An 18,443-nucleotide genomic window follows, 5' to 3' on the forward strand; every position below is an offset into this window, starting at 1 on the left:
GTTTTGGCACATTCCGGGCGCAGGAATCACGCCGGTTGTAATTCTCGCACCTGCGGGCGGTGCCTGAGATGTTAAGTCGCACTGAAAGGTTCCGGTAGCCACAGACGCTTGTTCACCACCACCTGCGCGTCGATTCTGACCTGAGCGAGACGGTCAACGACGCCTCGCCAGCCCACCATCACGCCACCACAAGGGAGTCCACAGATGACTGATGTCACCGAAAAGCCGCTCACCGATACGGGTCTGGACATCGTGCCGGTTGCCGGCTACATCGGCGCCGAAGTCCGCGGTGTCGATCTGCGCGACGAGTTGGAGGCCGGTGTCGTGGACGAGATCCGCGATGCGCTGCACACCTACAAGGTGATCTTCTTCCGGGACCAGGAGATCGGCCACGCGGAACAGGTCGCCTTCGCGCGGAAGTTCGGCAAGGTGACTCCGGCCCATCCGCACGAGGAGGAAGCGCCGGACGGGTTCCCCGAGATCCTGCCGATCGACAGCCGCCGTTACGAACGCCATCTGGGCCGAAAGCGCACCTCCTACGACAACAGCTGGCACACCGACGTCACCGCACTGGTGAACCCGCCCGCGGCGTCGATCCTGCGGGCACACATCCTGCCGCCCTACGGCGGTGACACCGCCTGGACCAATCTCGTTGCGGCATACGAGAACCTGCCCAAGGATCTGCGTGACTTCGCCGACACGCTCGACATCAGGCACCAGTTCAACACCCGGGCAGTGGCCGGCAGCCAGCGGGATCGCAAGGTACGCGAGGCGAACTTGGTGACGTATCACCCCGCGGTCCGGGTGCATCCGGTAACGGGGGAGCGCGCACTGTTCGTCAGCCCCGGATTCACCCGCGGGGCCCGGGAGATCCGCGGTTACTCGCCGACTCAGAGCGAGGCGATCCTGAAGCTGCTGTGGGACGAGGCGACCCGCACCGAGTACACCGTCCGGTTCCGCTGGGCGCCGGGCAGCATCGCGTTCTGGGACAACCGGGCCACCGCGCACCTGGCGATCGACGATGCCGGTCACCTCGACTACGACCGGGTGCTGTACCGCGTCACCCTCGAAGGCGATGTCCCCACCGGTGTCGACGGACGTTCGTCCGAGTCGGTGTCCGGCGTGCCGTTCTACGGATCCTGATGACGGTCATCGCACGCTACGGCGATGTCGACGCTGCGCTCGAGGTGCACAACGCCACCCTCGCCCTGCAACTCGCGCACCGGTCCGTGCGCAAGTTCAGCGGACAACCTGTGAGCGACGCGCAACTCTCGGCGCTGGTCGCCGCGGCCCAGTCCGCGGCGACCTCGTCGAACCTGCAGCCCTGGAGCGTGATCGCCGTGCGGGATCCGCAGCGCAAGGCCCGGTTGGCGGTCCTGGCCAACAACCAGCAGTTCATCAACGAGGCCCCGTTGTTCCTGGTCTGGGTGGCAGACCTGGGGCGGGCCCGCCGGTTGGCGCAGCGGACCGGGGCCGCGCTGGACGGCGCAGATTACCTGGAATCCACGATCATCGGTTTCGTCGACACTGCGCTGGCTGCGCAGAACGCCGTGGTGGCCGCCGAATCCCAGGGTCTGGGAACAGTTTTCGTCGGGGCCGTCCGCAACCATCCCGAGGAGGTCGCGGCGGAGCTCGGGCTACCGCCGCACGCAGTCGCAACCTTCGGGCTCGCGGTTGGTACACCCGATCCGACGGAGAACGCCGGCATCAAACCACGGTTACCCCAGGCCGCGGTGCTGCATCACGAGCAGTACGACGCCGCGTCCGCCGATTCGCACCTGCCTGGCTACGACGAACGCCTGGCGGTCTACAACACCCGATACGGGTTGTCGGGCAGTTGGAGTGAGCGGGTGTTGAGCCGGTTGGCCGGGCCGCACTCGCTGTCCGGGCGGCACCGGCTCCGCGAGCAACTCGAACGGCTCGGCCTGCCGTCGCGCTGACCGGTGTGTCCACACGTCGAAAACCCCCGTAGGTTGATGTCCGTGGATACCCCGATCGCTGTCGTCACCGGGGCGAGTCGCGGCGCGGGCCGCGGGATCGCCGCAGCCCTACTCGCCTCGGGATGGCGGGTGTATGTCACCGGACGCACGGTGACCGATCCGGGGGAGGGCGGTATTGCCGTCCGCCTCGACCATTCCGACGACGCCGCGGTGGGTGCGCTGTTCGAGCGGATCGGCGAGCAGGAGGGCCGGCTGGACCTTCTGGTCAACAACGCCGCCGCGGTCCACGACGATCTGGTCAACCCGAAACCGTTCTGGGAGAAACCGATCGAACTGGCCGACGTGCTGGATGTGGGATTACGCACGGCGTATGTGGCGTCCTGGTATGCCGCGCCACTGCTGCTGGCCGCCGACCACGGACTGATCGCGTTCACCTCGTCACCAGGCTCGGTCTGCTACATGCACGGGCCCGCTTACGGCGCCCAGAAGGCCGGTGTGGACAAGCTCGCCGCGGATATGGCGGTGGACTTCGCCGATACCGGAGTGTCGACGGTTTCGATCTGGATGGGCATCCTGCTCACCGAGAAATTCAAGGCCGCCTTCGCCGGGCACCCCGGCGCGCTGGCCAAGACCGCCGAGCACGCCGAAACCCCGGAGTTCACCGGCTATCTCATCGACGCGCTGTACCGGGATCCGGACCTGACGCAGCTGTCCGGGCACACGGTGATCGGTGCCGAGCTCGCGACCCGCTACGGCATCACCGACGAAGGTGGCCGGGTGCCCCCGTCGCACCGGGACATGCTCGGTGCGCCGAGAGAGCCCAGCTCGGCCGTCGTCAGGTAGTCACCGGCGCCGAAACCCGGTGTGGCTGCGGATCAGTGGCAGCGTTGCGAGCGTGGCGAACCCGGGCGCGGCGTCACACACCTCCGGTACCGCGTTGAGGACCTGCATCGCCGTGGCGACGTTCGCCGCCCGCACGTGCTCGGCCATCGTGGCCTCGCGGGTGAAGCTGGCCAGGCTGAAGAAATGGGTCTGCATGGACGGGTCACCCTCGATGGTCAGCGTCCAGCCGTGCTTGGGCCGCGGCCAGTGATCGGGGTACTCGTTGCCGACGGTCCAGAGGGTCTCGATCTCGATGAGTGGCTCGCCGTCGCGAACCCCGACCCAGTTCCACCGCTGCCCCGCCGTGGTACCGGCTTCCAGCACGTGGTCGAAGATCTGGTGGTCGTGGCGTGCGGGGACAGCCTCAACCGACGAGGTGACCTCGTCGATGTCGGCGCCTAGTGCGTCGGCCAGAAGCCACACCTGCTCGGTGAAGAGTTCGTTGTTGAACGCCAGGAATTCGGTTGCGTCGACACCGATCTCGTCGACAGGACGGCCGAAGGACATGTTGTCGAAGGTGATGTGGGTGCTGTCGTAATCCGACCAATCGGCGCGTTCCTGCAGCGTGATCTTGTCGATGCGCCGGCTCATACCCGACAGCACCAACGGCAGGGCACCGGACAGGTTGCCGGGGTTGAGGCCACTGCCGTGCACTGTCGTCCCGCCCGCCGTGCAGGCCTCGAGCAGCTGGTCGCGGCTGGCCTCGGGCAGGCGCTGCGGATGGAACAGGAACGCCGTCGTCACCACGTTCTTGCCGCCGGCCAGCAGCGCGCACACGTCGTCGAGGTTCGTGGTCCGCGGGGTGTACACGACGCAGTCGGCCTCCAGGTCCAAGATGGCCTGGACATCGCTCGTGGCGCGGAGCCCGATCGGGGCCCGGCCCAGCAGGTCGCCGACGTCGACACCGTTCTTGGCATCCGAATACACCCGAACGCCGACCAGGTCGAGATCGGGACGGTCGTCCAGCGTCGCCGCCAGCGTCTCGACCCCAACCGCGCCCGTGCCCCACTGAATCACCCGGTATCCCATAGGGCTATTGAAGCTCAGATACCGCTGAGATACCGGCGTGTCACGATCTGCTGGAGCAGCCGGGTCACCGGCCCGCCCAACCGGCTCCACCAGGTGGCCGGGCGGGAGAACGCAGCCACCTCGGCATGCACGGAGTCGGTCTCCGGGTCGTAGCGGACCGAGAACAACTCTTCGCCCGATTCGGGGTGGCCGGCCAGCGTGCCGTAGGCGAACCCCCGGCGGTCGGCTTCGTCGAGTACGTAGACCACCCGGCACGGTGCCGGGATCGGGCCGAGTCCGACGATCAACTCGGTGCCCTCGGCGGCGGAGTCGGAGGTGGCCTGCACCCGCAGGCCCGCGCCCCGTTGCATGCCCCACTGCAGCACGTCGGCGCCCGCCTGCTCGAAGCGGTCACGGCCGGTGCCGATCGCCGCGGAGGCCCGGGTGTGCCGGTAGCCCGGGGGCAGTTCGCCGGCCGTGGCACCGACCTCCGGATAGGTCAATGACAGCTCTGCCAGGTCGTGCAGTTTCACACCACCACCATGGCACTAATACGGTGGCTTCGTGGCCCCAGAAATCGACACCGCCGGCGCGCACCCCGGCGGTGGGTTCAATCCGCCCGACCCCACCGATCGTGGGGGCCCCGATTACGGTCGCTTCATCGAGGCGGTGCGCACGCTGCAGGACCATGCCCGCAGCGCTGACGCCCCCGACGAGGTCATCACCGAGGCGGCCGACCTGATCGAGAAGGTGTCGGCCCTGCTGGCTCCGTACGAGGCCGACGAGTGGAATTCGCCGTCGGGCCGGCGGATGGACCTTCCCAACCGCGGCAACGTCAACAACGTGCCGGTGCATCTGGAACGGACTGCAGACAACCAGATCACCGGAACCGCCCACTTCCGTCGCTTCCACCTCGGCCGCAACGGCGCGGTACACGGTGGTTCGCTGGCGCTGCTGTTCGATTCGCTGCTCGGCTACACCGCCGCCAAACTGACCGGCAGCATGTACCAGCGCACCGCATATCTGCACGTCGACTACCGCAAGATCGCCCCGATCGAGAAGGATCTGCAGGTGCAGGCCGGCATCGACCGCATCGACGGCCGCAAGATCTTCGTCGCGGGACGACTGCTCGACGGCGACGACGTGCTCGCCGAGGCCGAGGCGTTGTTCGTCAGGCTCAAGCCGGGGCAGCCATGAGCGTTGGCACCAGCCTCGCCGAGCTGAAGCGGCGCTGGGCGCGCTGGCGGGACCAGCTGCGCGCCCGCCCGGCCGCGGAATTCACCTACCGGATCGTCGTCGGCGTCGTCGGCACGCTCGTGCTGGCGGTCGGCATCGTGGCGATCCCGTACCCGGGACCCGGCTGGGCCATCGTGTTTCTCGGCCTGGCGATCCTGGCCAGCGAATTCGACTTCGCGAAGCGGGCGCTGCGCTACGTCCGGGCCCGCTACGACGCCGTCATGGCCTGGTTCGACCGCCAGCACATCGCGGTCAAAGGGGTCAGCGCGGCGTTCACGGGACTGGTCGTGGTCGGCACGCTGTGGCTGTTCGGCGTCGTCGGTTTCGCGGCGGGCCTCGTCGGGTTGGAGCAGGAGTGGCTCAAGAGCCCTATCGGCCTGGGGTCCTGATCAGCAACCCCGATGGCCCACCCCGATAGCATGACAGCGTTCGCACTAGCCCACGCATGGTAGGAGACTCCCCGATGAGCGCCGCCCTCAGCCCAGCCCCCGCCGCACCGATCCGGGTCGCGGCCGGGACGACCGCCGGCGCGGCGGTGCGCGAGGCGGATCTGCCCAGCCGCGGGACCCCCGACGCGATCGTGGTGGTGCGGGACAGCGAGGGGCGACTTCGCGACTTGTCCTGGACCCCGGACACCGACGTCGAGGTGACTCCGGTGGCCGCCAATACCGACGACGGCCGCAGCGTCATCCGGCATTCGTGCGCCCACGTGCTGGCCCAGGCCGTGCAGGACCTGTTCCCGCAGGCCAAGTTGGGTATCGGCCCGCCCATCACCGATGGCTTCTACTACGACTTCGATGTCGCCGAGCCGTTCACCCCGGAAGACCTGCAAAAGCTGGAGAAGCGGATGCAGAAGATCGTCAAGGACGGTCAGCTGTTCTCCCGGCGCGTCTACGAATCCAAGGATCAGGCCCGCGAGGAGCTCGCCGGCGAGCCCTACAAGCTCGAGCTGGTGGACGACAAGTCCGGTGTCGACGACCCTGAGGTGATGGAAGTCGGCGGCGACGAACTGACCGCCTACGACAACCTCAACGCCCGCACCAAGGAACGGGTGTGGGGCGATCTGTGCCGCGGTCCGCACATCCCCACCACCAAGTACATCCCGGCGTTCAAGCTCACCCGCAGCAGCGCCGCGTACTGGCGCGGTGACCAGAACAACGCGAGCCTGCAGCGCGTCTACGGCACGGCCTGGGAGTCGCAGGAGGCACTCGACCGCCACCTTGAGCTCATCGAGGAGGCGCAGCGCCGCGACCACCGCAAGCTCGGCGTCGAGCTGGACCTGTTCAGCTTCCCCGACGAACTCGGCTCCGGCCTGCCGGTGTTTCACCCCAAGGGCGGTGTGATCCGTAAGGAGTTGGAGGACTACTCGCGGCGCAAGCACTCCGAGGCCGGCTACGAGTTCGTCAACACCCCGCACATCACCAAGGAACACCTCTACATCACGTCCGGTCACCTGGAGTGGTACGCCGACGGCATGTACCCGCCGATGCACATCGACGCGGAGTACAACGACGACGGCACCGTGCGCAAACCCGGCCAGGACTACTACCTCAAGCCGATGAACTGCCCCATGCATCACCTGATCTACCGGGCGCGGGGCCGCTCGTATCGCGAACTTCCGTTGCGGCTCTTCGAATTCGGCTCGGTATACCGCTACGAGAAGTCCGGCGTGGTGCACGGGCTGACCCGGGTGCGCGGCATGACCCAGGACGACGCGCACATCTACACCACGCGTGAGCAGATGCGCGACGAGCTGACCTCGCTGCTGCAGTTCGTGCTCGACCTGCTCTCCGACTACGGCCTGGACGACTACTACCTGGAGCTGTCCACCAAGGATCCCGACAAGTACGTGGGCTCCGACGAGATGTGGGACGAGGCCACCGAGACCCTGCGCTCGGTCGCCGAGGCCTCCGGCCTGGACCTGGTGCCGGATCCGGGTGGCGCGGCGTTCTACGGCCCCAAGATCTCCGTTCAGGTCAAGGACGCGCTGGGGCGCAACTGGCAGATGTCGACGATCCAGCTGGACTTCAACATGCCCGACCGCTTCGAGCTGGAGTACACCGCTGCCGACGGAACGCGTCAGCGTCCGGTGTTGATCCACCGCGCCCTGTTCGGCTCCATCGAGCGCTTCTTCGGGGTGCTCACCGAGCACTACGCGGGTGCGTTCCCGGCCTGGCTGGCGCCGGTGCAGGTGGTCGGCATCCCGGTGGCCGACGCCCACGTGGACTACCTGTACGACGTTGCCGCCCAGCTGAAGTCGCGCGGTGTGCGGGTCGAGGTCGACGGCAGCGACGACCGGATGGCGAAGAAGATCGTCAACCACACCAACCAGAAGGTGCCGTTCATGTTGCTCGCGGGCGACAAAGATCTGGAGGCCGGCGCCGTGAGCTTCCGGTTCGGTGACCGCACCCAGATCAACGGCGTGCCGCGCGACGAAGCCGTGGAGGCCATCGTGAAGTGGATCGCCGACCGCAACAATGCGGTGCCGACGGCGGACCTGGTACCGGTGGGCTTGTGATGAGCGCTCGCGCGAAGAACGGACGGGTACGCGAATGACGGGGGACGAGCGGTCGATCGTCGATCACGGCGTGGGTGAACCCGACCACCTGCAGCGGCTGTGGACACCGCACCGGATGAGCTACATCGTCGACGCGGTCAAGAGCGACCAGAAGGTGGGCTCGGCCGGCTCGTCGCAGCCGTTCACCGACATCCCCGCGATGTCCGACGAGGACGGGCTGATGGTGGCCCGCGGTGAATTGGTGTACGCCGTGCTCAACCTCTACCCGTACAACCCGGGCCATCTCATGGTGGTGCCGTACCGGCGGGTGTCGGAGCTGGAGGACCTCACCGTCGACGAGAGCGCTGAGCTGATGGCGTTCACGCAGAAGGCGATTCGCGTCATGAAGGCCGTATCGCGTCCGCACGGATTCAACGTCGGCCTGAACCTGGGCACCTCGGCCGGGGGTTCGTTGGCCGAGCACCTGCACATGCACGTGGTGCCGCGCTGGGGCGGAGACGCCAACTTCATCACGATCATCGGTGGCGCCAAGGTCATTCCGCAGCTACTGAGCGAGACCCGGGAGCTGCTGGCAGGAGAATGGGCCCGCCAGCCGTGAGCAATCTCTTCCTGATGAGCCGGGCGGCCTACGTCAAGCTGTCGCGGCCGGTGGCCAAGGCGGCGCTGCGGGCAGGCCTGACCCCCGACATCGTCACCATCCTCGGCACCGCCGGCACGGTGACCGCCGCGCTGACCCTCTTCCCGATCGGTCAGTTGTGGTGGGGCGCATTCGCGGTGTTCGTCTTCGTGCTCGCCGACATGCTCGACGGTGCGATGGCCCGGGAACGCGGCGGTGGCACCCGGTTCGGTGCCGTGCTCGACGCGACGTGTGACCGGATAGCCGACGGCGCGGTGTTCGCCGGTCTGCTGTGGTGGGCGGCGTTCGGCCTGCACAGCGCGACGCTGGTCGTCGCGCTTCTCATCTGCCTGGTCACCTCGCAGGTGATCTCCTACATCAAGGCGCGCGCCGAGGCCAGTGGTCTGCGTGGCGACGGCGGCATCATCGAGCGTCCCGAGCGACTGGTGATCGTGCTGGTCGGCGCCGGGCTGTCCGGCGTGCCGTTCCTGCATGTGCCGTGGCTGCTGCAGGTCGCGGCGTGGCTGCTGGCCGTGGCCAGCATCATCACCGTGGCGCAGCGACTGCACGCGGTGCGCACGTCGGAGGGCGCCATGGACCCGCTGCAACCCCCGGGAGTCTCGTGAACATTCCGCTGTCCGGGCAGGTGACCGACCTGGGTTATGCGGCAGGTTGGCAGCTGGTCCGCGCGATGCCGGAAATCGTGGCGCGCAACGTGTTCGACGCGGGTGCCCTCTACGCCTCGCGTGGCGGCGGGCCGAAGCAGCTGCGCAAGAACCTGGCGCGGGTCATCGGGGTGGCCCCCGCCGAGGTGCCGGACGAGCTGATGCGTGCCTCGCTGGCCTCGTATGCCCGGTACTGGCGGGAAGCGTTCCGGTTGCCGTCGATGGACCTGATCGCCGTGGCCAAGCGGGTCGATGAGGTGTTCATCGGGGCGGACAAGCTGAAGGCCGCCCACGACGCCGGCCTTGGCGGTGTACTGGCGCTGCCGCACAGCGGCAACTGGGACATGGCCGGCGTGTGGTTGGCCCAGCAGTACGGCACCTTCGCCACCGTCGCCGAACGGCTCAAGCCCGAATCGCTGTACCGGCGGTTCATCGACTACCGGGAGAGCCTCGGATTCGAGGTGTTCCCGTTGTCGGGCGGGGAGCGACCACCGTTCGAGGTGCTCTCGGAACGGTTGCGCAACAACATGTTCGTCTGCCTGATGGCCGACCGGGACCTCACCCGCCACGGGGTGGAGGTCGACTTCTTCGGTGAACCCACCCGGATGCCTGCCGGGCCGGCCAAGCTGGCGATCGAGACGGGCGCCCCGCTGTTTCCTGCGCACGTCCACTACGACGGGGACGACTGCGTGGTCGAGATTTTCGACGCACTCGACACCTCGTCCGGGGAGGTGTCCGTGGTGATCCAGGCGTTGGCCAACCGGTTCGAGGCCAACATCGCCGCCCACCCCGAAGACTGGCACATGCTGCAGCCGCAGTGGCTGGCCGATCTGTCCGATGAACGTCGTGCCCGGTTAGGTACCTGACCATGCGTATCGGGATGGTCTGTCCGTATTCGTTCGACGTGCCGGGCGGTGTGCAATCCCATGTGCTGCAACTGGCCGAGGTGATGCGCGCCGGCGGACACTACGTCAGCGTCCTGGCGCCGTCGTCGCCGCACGTGAAGCTGCCCGATTATGTGGTGTCGGGCGGCAAGGCCGTCCCGATCCCGTACAACGGCTCGGTGGCTCGCTTGCGGTTCGGACCCGCCACCCACCGCAAGGTCAAGAAGTGGATCGCCGAAGGCGACTTCGACGTACTGCACCTGCACGAGCCCAACGCGCCGAGCCTATCGATGCTGGCGCTACAGGCCGCCGAGGGGCCGATCGTGGCGACCTTTCACACCTCGACGACAAAATCGTTGACGCTCAGTGTGTTTCAGGGGATTCTGCGCCCGTTCCACGAGAAGATCGTCGGCCGTATCGCGGTGTCCGACCTGGCCCGGCGCTGGCAGATGGAGGCGCTCGGCTCCGACGCGGTCGAGATCCCCAACGGTGTCGATGTGCCGTCGTTCGCGAATGCGCCGCGGCTCGAAGGCTATCCGCGGCCCGGCCGCAGCGTGCTGTTCCTCGGGCGCTTCGACGAATCCCGAAAGGGCATGCCGGTGCTGCTGGGTGCTCTGCCGAAACTGGTGCGGCGGTTCCCCGACGTCGAGATCCTGGTCGTCGGCCGTGGCGATGAGGAGGCACTGCGGGAACAGGCCGGCGAGCTCGCCGGGCACCTGCATTTCCTGGGCCAGGTCGACGATGACGCCAAGGCCGCGGCCATGCGCAGCGCCGACGTCTACTGCGCACCCAACCTCGGTGGCGAGAGTTTCGGCATCGTGCTGGTCGAGGCGATGGCGGCCCGAACGGCCGTGGTGGCCAGTGAACTGGACGCCTTCGCGCGCGTTCTGGATCACGGACAGGCCGGCCGCCTGGTGCCGGTCGGCGACGCCGACGCCCTGGCCGATGCGCTGATCGAGGTCCTCGGCGACGACGCGCTGCGCGACCGCTACATCGACGCGGCCACCGAGCGGGTGGCGCGCTACGACTGGTCGGTGGTGGCCGGACAGATCATGCGGGTGTACGAGACCGTGGCGAGCCCCGGGGTGAAAGTGCAGGTGGGCGACTAACCATGTCGACCTGGATTGTGATCGCGGCCCTGGCGCTGCTGGTAGTCCTGCTGCTCGTCGGGGGATGGGCGTATCAGACCGCCAACCGCCTCGACCGGCTCCACGTGCGCTACGACCTGTCGTGGCAGGCGCTGGATGGCGCGCTGGCCCGGCGCGCCGTCGTGGCCCGCGCCGTCGCGGTCGATGCCTACGCCGGGGCCCCCGAGGGCAGACGGCTCGCGAAGCTGGCGGACGCCGCCGAACGCGCCCCGCGCCCGGCGCGTGAGGCCGCCGAGAACGAGCTCTCGGCCGCACTGACCGCGGTCGACCCTGCCGAGCTGCCGGTGGCGCTCGTCGCCGAAGTGGCCGACGCCGAAGCTCGGGTGCTCCTGGCCCGGCGGTTCCACAACGACGCCGTCCGCGACACCCTGGCGTTGCGGGAGCGCCCGATGGTGCGGGCGCTCCGGCTCGGCGGAACCGCCCCATTGCCAACCTATTTCGAGATCGTCGAACGCCCGGACTCCCAGGCCGAGGTGAACCCGGTGAGTCGTCGGACCTCCGCGCGGGTGGTGCTGCTCGACGAGACCGGCGCGGTCCTGCTGCTGCGCGGCAGCGACCCCGCGATCGACACCCCGGACAAACCCGCGCCGCGGTGGTGGTTCACCGTCGGCGGTGCCGTCCGCCCCGACGAGGATCTGGCCGACGCGGCGGTCCGTGAGCTCGCCGAGGAGACCGGACTGCAGGCGACGCCGGCCGAGCTTGTCGGGCCGGTGTGGCGGCGCGACGCCGTCATCGACTTCAACGCCTCGGTGATCCGCAGCGAGGAGTTCTTCTTCATCCACCGGACCACCCGGTTCGAGCCTTCGGCGACGGGGCGCACGACGCTGGAGCGGCACTACATTCACGGGCACCGCTGGTGCGATGAGACAATGATCGCCGAGTTGGTTGCCGGCGGGGAGGCCGTGTATCCGCTTCAACTGGGTGAGCTGCTGGCTCAGGCCAATGAACTGGCCGAACAGCCGACAGCGCCGCTGGCGAATACGCGTGGAACCGCGCATCGGGAGCTGCAAGCCATCCGGTGATTGCGGATTTAATGGATTTGGCGGCTTTAATAGACTGAATCAGTGGGAATGTGGAGGTGATTGCGATGGATATCGCAGCGCAGAACGGTTCGAGCAACCAGACCGGTACCGCGAGGGTGAAGCGCGGGATGGCTGAGATGCTCAAGGGCGGCGTCATCATGGACGTCGTCACCCCTGAACAGGCCAAGATCGCCGAGGGCGCGGGAGCCGTCGCCGTCATGGCGTTGGAGCGGGTGCCGGCCGACATCCGCGCCCAGGGCGGGGTGTCGCGGATGAGCGACCCCGACATGATCGAGGGGATCATCGAAGCGGTCACCATCCCGGTGATGGCCAAGGCGCGCATCGGGCACTTCGTCGAAGCGCAGATCCTGCAGAGCCTGGGTGTGGATTACATCGACGAGTCCGAGGTGCTGACCCCGGCCGATTACGCCAACCACATCGACAAGTGGCGCTTCACCGTGCCGTTCGTGTGCGGGGCGACCAACCTGGGCGAGGCGCTGCGTCGCATCACCGAGGGTGCGGCGATGATCCGCTCCAAAGGTGAAGCCGGCACCGGGGATGTCTCCAATGCCACCACCCACATGCGCAAGATCGGCGGCGAGATCCGTCGGTTGACCTCGATGAGCGAGGACGAGCTGTACGTGGCGGCCAAGGAGCTGCAGGCTCCGTACGAGCTGGTGGCCGAGGTGGCGCGGGCCGGCAAGCTGCCGGTCACGATGTTCACTGCCGGTGGGATCGCCACTCCGGCCGATGCGGCGATGATGATGCAGCTCGGGGCCGAGGGTGTGTTCGTGGGTTCGGGCATCTTCAAGTCGGGCAACCCCGCGCAGCGTGCCGCGGCGATCGTGAAGGCCACCACGTTCTACGACGATCCGGATGTGTTGGCCAAGGTGTCGCGCGGACTGGGCGAGGCCATGGTCGGTATCAACGTCGAGGAGATCGCCCAGCCGCACCGGCTCGCTGAGCGCGGCTGGTAAACGGCGATGAGCGCTTGCGCGAAGAGCAGACGGCCGTAGCGGATGGCGATTGAAGAGATCCTCGATCTGGAACAGCTCGAGGTCAACATCTATCGCGGCGGGGTGTTCAGCCCGGAGTCGGGCTTCCTGCAGCGCACCTTCGGCGGTCACGTGGCCGGCCAGTCGCTCGTGTCCGCGGTCCGCACGGTGGATCCGACGTTCCAGGTGCATTCCCTGCACGGCTACTTCCTGCGACCGGGCGATGCCCGGGCACCGTCGGTGTACATCGTCGAGCGCATCCGCGACGGCGGATCGTTCTGCACCCGGCGGGTCAGCGCGATCCAGCACGGCGAGACGATCTTCACGATGTCGGCGTCCTTCCAGACCGACCAGACCGGCATCGAACATCAGGATGCGATGCCCGAGGCGCCCGGACCCGACGACCTGCCCGGGTTCCGGTCCGGGGGAGCGTTCGACGACGCCGGATTCGCGCAGTTCGCCGAATGGGACGTCCGGATCGTGCCCCGGGACAAGGTGGCCCGGCTGCCCGGCAAGGCGTCGCAACAGCAGGTGTGGTTCCGCCACCGCGACCCGCTGCCCGACGATCACGTGCTGCACATCTGCGCGCTGGCCTATATGAGCGATCTGACCCTGCTGGGTTCGGCCCAGGTCAACCACCTCGATGTGCGCAAGCATCTGAACGTGGCCTCACTCGACCACGCCATGTGGTTCATGCGGCCGTTCCGCGCGGACGAATGGCTGCTCTACGACCAGTCGTCACCCTCGGCGTGCGGCGGGCGTTCGCTGACCCAGGGCAAGATCTTCAACCGCTACGGCGAGATGGTGGCCGCGGTGATGCAGGAGGGCCTGACCCGCTACCAGCGCAACTTCGCGCCCCCCGAGGGCTCGTGAGCCCCCGGGTCGGGGTGCTCGCGCTGCAGGGGGACACCCGCGAGCATCTCGCTGCGCTGCGTGAGGCGGGTGCCCAAGCAGGCACCGTGCGGCGACTTTCCGAACTCGACGCGGTCGACGCCCTGGTGATCCCCGGTGGGGAGTCCACCGCCATGAGTCATCTGTTGCGCGAGTTCGAGCTGCTCGAGCCACTGCGGGCGCGGATCGCCGCCGGATTGCCCTGTTACGGCTCCTGCGCCGGGATGATCCTGCTGGCCAGTGAGATCAACGACGCCGGCACGCCCGGGCGGGAGGCCGTTCCGCTCGCCGGCATCGATATGACGGTGCGGCGCAACGCTTTCGGCCGTCAGGTCGATTCGTTCGAGGGCGACATCGACTTCGAAGGCCTCGACACCCCGGTCCACGCGGTGTTCATCCGGGCACCGTGGGTCGAGCGGGTCGGGCCCGACGTCACGGTATTGGCCCGCGCCGCGGACCACATCGTCGCGGTGCGCCAGGGCTCGATGCTGGCGACGTCGTTCCACCCCGAGATGACCGGGGACCGTCGCATCCACAAGCTGTTCGTCGATTCGCTCTGATCCAGCAAACCCACGGCGGCCGCATAGCTCAGTCATAGCCGGCACCGACTTAATGGACGTGTGACGACGACGCTTGACGAGGCCTGCGCCGAGCCCGCCCAGGAAACCCCGCCGGCTGCTCCGCGATTCGATCGTGAGCGCCTGGGCTTGGCGGCGCTGCTGATCGCCACGGCCGCGGCATATCTGTGGAACATCACCGTCAACGGGATGGGCAATGAGTTCTACGCCGCCGCGGTTCAGGCCGGTTCGACCAACTGGGAGGCGTTGCTGTTCGGGTCGCTGGATCCGAGCAACTTCATCACCGTGGACAAGCCGCCGGTGTCGCAGTGGGTGATGGCGCTGTCGGGTCAGCTGTTCGGGTTCAGTAGCGCCAGCATGCTGATTCCGGAAGCGTTGATGGCCGTCGGCTCGGTCGCGCTGCTCTACGGGGCGGTGCGGCGGATCAGTGGACCCTGTGCCGCGCTGCTGGCCGGCGCCGCACTGGCGCTCATGCCGGTGACGGCCTTGATGTTCCGGTTCAACAATCCCGACGCTGTGATGGTCCTGTTGATGACGGCTGCCGCCTACTGTGCGGTCCGGGCCCTGGAGCAGAACGGCGCCCGCTGGATGGCGCTCGCCGGTGTCGCGCTCGGGTTCGCGTTCCTCGCCAAGATGCTCGAAGGGCTGATGGTGATGCCTGCCATCGGACTGGTCTATCTGGTGGCAGCACCCGTCACGGTCCGCCGCCGGCTGTTGCACCTGCTGGGCTCGCTGGCCGCGTTCCTGGCGTCGTCGGGCTGGTTCGTGCTGCTCACCCTCGTGTGGCCGGCCTCGTCGAGGCCCTACCTCGCAGGGTCCACCGACAACAACTTCATGAATCTGGTGTTGGGCTACAACGGATTCGGCCGGGTCCTCGGTCACAACCACTACGGCACGCACGTCGACGTCGATCCGGTTGCCTCCGCCGGGCAACAGCACGGTTTCGGCGGATTCGGCAACCAGACCCAGGGCCTGCCGCGCTTGTTCACCGGCGAATTCGGATTCGAGATCGGCTGGCTGGTGCCCGCGGCCCTGCTCGCGATGGTGCTGGTGCTGGTGTCGCGCGGGCGGGCGCCACGCACCGACATCGTGCGGGCCGGGGCCATCCTGTTCGGCACCTGGCTGCTGATCGACGGTCTGGTGCTGAGCTTCATGAAGACCAACGTGCACCCCTACTACTGCCTGTCTCTGGCTCCGGCCGTGGCGGCGATGTTCGCGATCGGCATCCACGAGATGTGGCGCCGGCGCGACGGTCGGCTGGGTCAGATCGGTTTGGCCACCATCCTTCTGGGCACCGGGGTGTGGAGCTTCTGGATCCTGGCCCGCAATGCGTCGTGGCTGCCACCGCTGCGTTGGTCGATCCTGGCGGTGACGGTGGCGGCCACCGTGGCCCTGCTCTGGGCGCTGCGGACGGGTACCCGTGCAACGGCGGTGGCAGCCCTGGCGGTGGCGATCATCGGAGGGTTGGCCGGATCTACCGCCTACACGGTGGCCACCCTGGGGCAGCCCCACACCGGAGGAGGTCCGAGTGTCGGGCCGGCCGATCCCGACGACGGCCACGGGCACAGCTGGCATTCCGACAATCCCGAGGTCAACGCGATGCTGCGGGCCACCACCACCAAATGGTCGGCGGCCATCAACCGGTCCGGGGCCGCATCCGGACTCGAATTGTCCACGGGCACAGCGGTCATGGCGATCGGTGGCTTCACCGGAAGCGATCCGGTGCCGACGCTGGCGCAGTTCCAGACCTATGTCGCCGACCGGCAGATCACCTACTACATCCTCCCGGAACCCAAGAACAAGGACCACGGCGGCGGGTTCTTCGGCAACAATTCCCACACCGACATCTCCGACTGGGTGAAGGCGAACTTCACGTCGACCAAGGTGGGGTCGGACACGGTGTACGACCTGCGCGCTCCGCTCAAGAAGTAGCCACCGCGCACAGCGATTCCGAAACCTCCCACAGCTTCTCGGCGCGATCGGGATCGGTCGCATAGGGCTCGGCATCGGAGCGCACGGCGCAGTCCGCCAGGTACAGCCCGCCACGGCCGTCGAGGTCGGTGCTGACGGATGCCCACACCTGGGTGGCCGCACCCTGCTCGGGCGTGGACACCTCGATGGCGTGCGAGCGAGCCCGGCCGCTGACCGCGATCACATCGTCACGAGACATGTGCCGGGCCAGGTTGGTGGCCACCATTCCCGGATGCACGGCGAACGCGCGGATGCCCCGATCGCGAAGCCGGTCGTCGAGTGCGACGGCATGCAGGATGTTGGCGGTCTTGGCTGCGCCGTAGGCGGCGAACTTGTCGTATTCGCGGCGGCGCCAGTTGGGATCGTCCAGATCGACGTCGCCGAGACGATGGCCCTCGGAGGAGAGATTGACGATACGGGTGCCTGCGGCGAACTGAGGCTGCAGTAGGTTTGTCAGCGCGAAGTGACCCAGATGGTTTGTCCCGAACTGTGTTTCGAACCCATCGAGGGTGCGGCCGAACGGGGTGAACATCACCCCGGCGTTGTTCATCAGCACGTCGATTACCGGGGCGAGTTCAGCGATCCGGGATGCGGCCTCGCGCACACTGGCCAGTGAGGCGAGATCGACGACCACGGTCGACACCTGCGCCCCCGGCTGATCCGCCCGAATCGAGTCGCGGGTCTGCTCCAGCGCGTCGGCATTGCGCGCCGCCAGCACCACATGAGCCCCGGCCGACGCCAGGGCGCGGGCCGACTCGCGGCCCAGCCCCGACGTGGCTCCGGTGATCACGCAGGTCTTGCCACGCATACTCATCGGTTGCCGCCCTCGACGATGACACCCGCCGCCTGCTCCATCGGTTTGATGACGGAGGTGAAGTCGGATTCGGCGCCTTCGGTTCGCAGCGTCTGCTCCCAGATCCGTTGCACGGTCTCGGCCATCTGGACCGGCAGGCCCAGAGACGTGGCCTCAGCCAGGTACAGCCCCACGTCCTTGGCCATCAATCCGGTGGCGAACCCGTAGTCGAAGGTGCGGGGGAGTACCGCACGCGGGAACTTGTCGCGGCTGGCGTGTGTCCCGCCCGATCCGGCGTTCAGCACGTCGATCATCACGTCGGCACTCAGCCCGGCCTTGACGCCCATCACCATCACCTCGGCGGTCGCGGCCAGGGTGGTGGCGGCCATCAGGTTGTTGATCAGCTTCATGGTCTGCGCGGCGCCGGGCTGTTCGGAGACGAAGATCGCCCGACCGAGCACGTCGAAAACCGGGGACAGCGCATCGAATTCGACCCGCGCGCCGGACACCATCACCGCCAGGGTGCCGGCCTGCGCACCGTGCATCCCGCCGCTGACCGGGCTGTCCAGGGCGGCGATCCCCTGTGCGGCGAGTACTGCGTGATTGCGTTGTGCTGCCCCGCCGCCCACCGTGGACAGGTCGACGAAGTGCCGGACCCGGGCCCCGGCCGCGACATCGGCCACCACGGATTCGGAGACCTGCGGGGTCGGCAGGCTGGCGAGTACCGACTCGGTGCGGTCGGCCACGTCGCGCACCGAGTCAGCCCGCGAAGCGCCCAGTGTGGTAGCCCTGGCCAGGACATCGTCGCGCACGTCGAAGGCCACCACCGGAAATCCCGCCGCCAGCAGCCGTTCCATCATGGGCCACCCCATGTTGCCCAGACCGATGAACCCGATCGGCTCACTCATCGGCTGCCGGGCTCTCGTCGAGTTCGGCGAACACGGCGCGGGCCGCCCGGTTGCTGTCGACCGCGGCCGGGATGCCCGCGTAGATGCCGACCTGCAGGAAGATCTCGCAGATCTCCTCGCGGGTGACACCGTTGGTGAGCGCACCCCGGATGTGGGTGCTCAACTCGTTGGGCCGGTTCAGCACCGCGATCATCGCGAGGTTCAGCATGCTGCGGGTCTTCAGTTCCAGGCCTTCGCGGCCCCACACTGCGCCCCAACAGTATTCGGTGACCAGGTCCTGCAGCGGTTTGGAGAAGGCGTCGACGTTCCCGGCCGCCTTGCGGACGTACTCCTCGCCGAGGACGGCGGTGCGGATCGCCAGTCCCTTGTCATACGTGTCTTGATCCAT

General features: G+C 67.8%; 20 protein-coding genes. 15 read left to right on the forward strand and 5 right to left on the reverse strand.

The window, feature by feature from the left end; all coding sequences use genetic code 11:
- The first annotated feature begins 204 nt into the window (after positions 1 to 204).
- Genes AC4LGL_RS12235 through AC4LGL_RS12245 form a run of 3 tightly spaced genes read left to right on the forward strand, consistent with a single transcriptional unit; the run spans position 205 to position 2,783 of the window.
- Complete coding sequence (locus tag AC4LGL_RS12235) at positions 205 to 1,143, forward strand: TauD/TfdA dioxygenase family protein (protein ID WP_491838912.1); 939 nt, start codon at positions 205 to 207, stop codon at positions 1,141 to 1,143.
- Positions 1,143 to 1,940, forward strand: a complete 798-nt coding sequence (locus AC4LGL_RS12240; RefSeq protein ID WP_491838913.1) for an NADPH-dependent oxidoreductase — start codon at positions 1,143 to 1,145, stop codon at positions 1,938 to 1,940. The genes AC4LGL_RS12235 and AC4LGL_RS12240 overlap by 1 nt, the downstream gene beginning before the upstream one ends.
- Before the next feature lie 36 nt (positions 1,941 to 1,976).
- Positions 1,977 to 2,783 (forward strand): SDR family NAD(P)-dependent oxidoreductase, encoded by an 807-nt coding sequence (locus AC4LGL_RS12245; RefSeq protein WP_491838914.1) that lies wholly within the window; start codon positions 1,977 to 1,979, stop codon positions 2,781 to 2,783.
- On the opposite strand, the gene AC4LGL_RS12250 is transcribed toward AC4LGL_RS12245, so the two are convergent.
- Positions 2,784 to 3,851, reverse strand: coding sequence for an NAD(P)H-dependent amine dehydrogenase family protein (locus tag AC4LGL_RS12250; RefSeq protein ID WP_491838915.1), 1,068 nt, complete (start codon positions 3,849 to 3,851; stop codon positions 2,784 to 2,786). It lies immediately after the preceding gene.
- A gap of 14 nt (positions 3,852 to 3,865) precedes the next feature.
- Entirely contained in the window at positions 3,866 to 4,363 is a 498-nt protein-coding gene (locus AC4LGL_RS12255; RefSeq protein ID WP_491838916.1) for a DUF1990 domain-containing protein, read from the reverse strand.
- A gap of 31 nt (positions 4,364 to 4,394) precedes the next feature.
- Here AC4LGL_RS12255 and AC4LGL_RS12260 point away from each other — a divergent pair, with 31 nt between their 5' ends.
- The 12 genes from AC4LGL_RS12260 (at position 4,395) to AC4LGL_RS12315 (ending at position 16,315) form a co-directional block, all read left to right on the forward strand.
- Positions 4,395 to 5,027 (forward strand): PaaI family thioesterase, encoded by a 633-nt coding sequence (locus tag AC4LGL_RS12260; protein WP_491838917.1) that lies wholly within the window; start codon positions 4,395 to 4,397, stop codon positions 5,025 to 5,027.
- Entirely contained in the window at positions 5,024 to 5,455 is a 432-nt protein-coding gene (locus AC4LGL_RS12265) for a TIGR02611 family protein (protein WP_491838918.1), read from the forward strand. The genes AC4LGL_RS12260 and AC4LGL_RS12265 overlap by 4 nt, the downstream gene beginning before the upstream one ends.
- 74 nt (positions 5,456 to 5,529) lie before the next feature.
- A complete protein-coding gene (gene thrS, locus AC4LGL_RS12270; RefSeq protein ID WP_491838919.1) occupies positions 5,530 to 7,584 on the forward strand; it encodes a threonine--tRNA ligase in 2,055 nt (684 codons plus the stop codon).
- Between the two features lie 34 nt (positions 7,585 to 7,618).
- Positions 7,619 to 8,182, forward strand: a complete 564-nt coding sequence (locus tag AC4LGL_RS12275; protein ID WP_491838920.1) for an ATP adenylyltransferase — start codon at positions 7,619 to 7,621, stop codon at positions 8,180 to 8,182.
- Positions 8,179 to 8,826, forward strand: a complete 648-nt coding sequence (gene pgsA, locus AC4LGL_RS12280; RefSeq protein WP_491838921.1) for a phosphatidylinositol phosphate synthase — start codon at positions 8,179 to 8,181, stop codon at positions 8,824 to 8,826. Before AC4LGL_RS12275 ends, pgsA begins: the two co-directional genes overlap by 4 nt.
- A 65-nt stretch (positions 8,827 to 8,891) precedes the next feature.
- Positions 8,892 to 9,731, forward strand: a complete 840-nt coding sequence (locus tag AC4LGL_RS12285) for a phosphatidylinositol mannoside acyltransferase (RefSeq protein WP_491839350.1) — start codon at positions 8,892 to 8,894, stop codon at positions 9,729 to 9,731.
- Between the two features lie 2 nt (positions 9,732 to 9,733).
- Positions 9,734 to 10,858: a glycosyltransferase family 4 protein gene (locus AC4LGL_RS12290; protein ID WP_491838922.1), complete on the forward strand. Its 1,125-nt coding sequence runs from the start codon at positions 9,734 to 9,736 to the stop codon at positions 10,856 to 10,858.
- Positions 10,859 to 10,860: 2 nt separating this feature from the next.
- Complete coding sequence (locus AC4LGL_RS12295) at positions 10,861 to 11,919, forward strand: NUDIX hydrolase (RefSeq protein ID WP_491838923.1); 1,059 nt, start codon at positions 10,861 to 10,863, stop codon at positions 11,917 to 11,919.
- 65 nt (positions 11,920 to 11,984) lie between these two features.
- The gene (gene pdxS / locus AC4LGL_RS12300; protein WP_055120035.1) at positions 11,985 to 12,896 is read left to right on the forward strand and encodes a pyridoxal 5'-phosphate synthase lyase subunit PdxS; all 912 of its coding nucleotides are present in this window, start codon (positions 11,985 to 11,987) and stop codon (positions 12,894 to 12,896) included.
- 42 nt (positions 12,897 to 12,938) lie between these two features.
- Entirely contained in the window at positions 12,939 to 13,787 is an 849-nt protein-coding gene (gene tesB, locus AC4LGL_RS12305; RefSeq protein ID WP_064929812.1) for an acyl-CoA thioesterase II, read from the forward strand.
- Positions 13,784 to 14,365 carry a pyridoxal 5'-phosphate synthase glutaminase subunit PdxT gene (gene pdxT / locus AC4LGL_RS12310; RefSeq protein WP_491838924.1) on the forward strand — a complete coding sequence of 194 codons (582 nt, stop codon included), beginning with the start codon at positions 13,784 to 13,786 and terminating at the stop codon, positions 14,363 to 14,365. The genes tesB and pdxT overlap by 4 nt, the downstream gene beginning before the upstream one ends.
- Positions 14,366 to 14,425: 60 nt before the next feature.
- Positions 14,426 to 16,315: a glycosyltransferase family 39 protein gene (locus tag AC4LGL_RS12315; RefSeq protein WP_491838925.1), complete on the forward strand. Its 1,890-nt coding sequence runs from the start codon at positions 14,426 to 14,428 to the stop codon at positions 16,313 to 16,315.
- Here AC4LGL_RS12315 and AC4LGL_RS12320 read toward each other — a convergent pair.
- From AC4LGL_RS12320 to AC4LGL_RS12330, 3 genes are read right to left on the reverse strand one after another with little or no spacing between them, the layout of a single operon-like run.
- The gene (locus tag AC4LGL_RS12320; RefSeq protein ID WP_491838926.1) at positions 16,305 to 17,168 is read right to left on the reverse strand and encodes an SDR family NAD(P)-dependent oxidoreductase; all 864 of its coding nucleotides are present in this window, start codon (positions 17,166 to 17,168) and stop codon (positions 16,305 to 16,307) included. The two genes, AC4LGL_RS12315 and AC4LGL_RS12320, sit on opposite strands and share 11 nt — an antisense overlap.
- A complete protein-coding gene (locus AC4LGL_RS12325) occupies positions 17,165 to 18,055 on the reverse strand; it encodes an NAD(P)-dependent oxidoreductase (RefSeq protein WP_491838927.1) in 891 nt (296 codons plus the stop codon). The genes AC4LGL_RS12320 and AC4LGL_RS12325 overlap by 4 nt, the downstream gene beginning before the upstream one ends.
- Positions 18,048 to 18,443, reverse strand: a complete 396-nt coding sequence (locus tag AC4LGL_RS12330; RefSeq protein WP_491838928.1) for a carboxymuconolactone decarboxylase family protein — start codon at positions 18,441 to 18,443, stop codon at positions 18,048 to 18,050. The genes AC4LGL_RS12325 and AC4LGL_RS12330 overlap by 8 nt, the downstream gene beginning before the upstream one ends.

The sequence above is a fragment of the Mycolicibacterium arcueilense genome, from assembly GCF_058536225.1.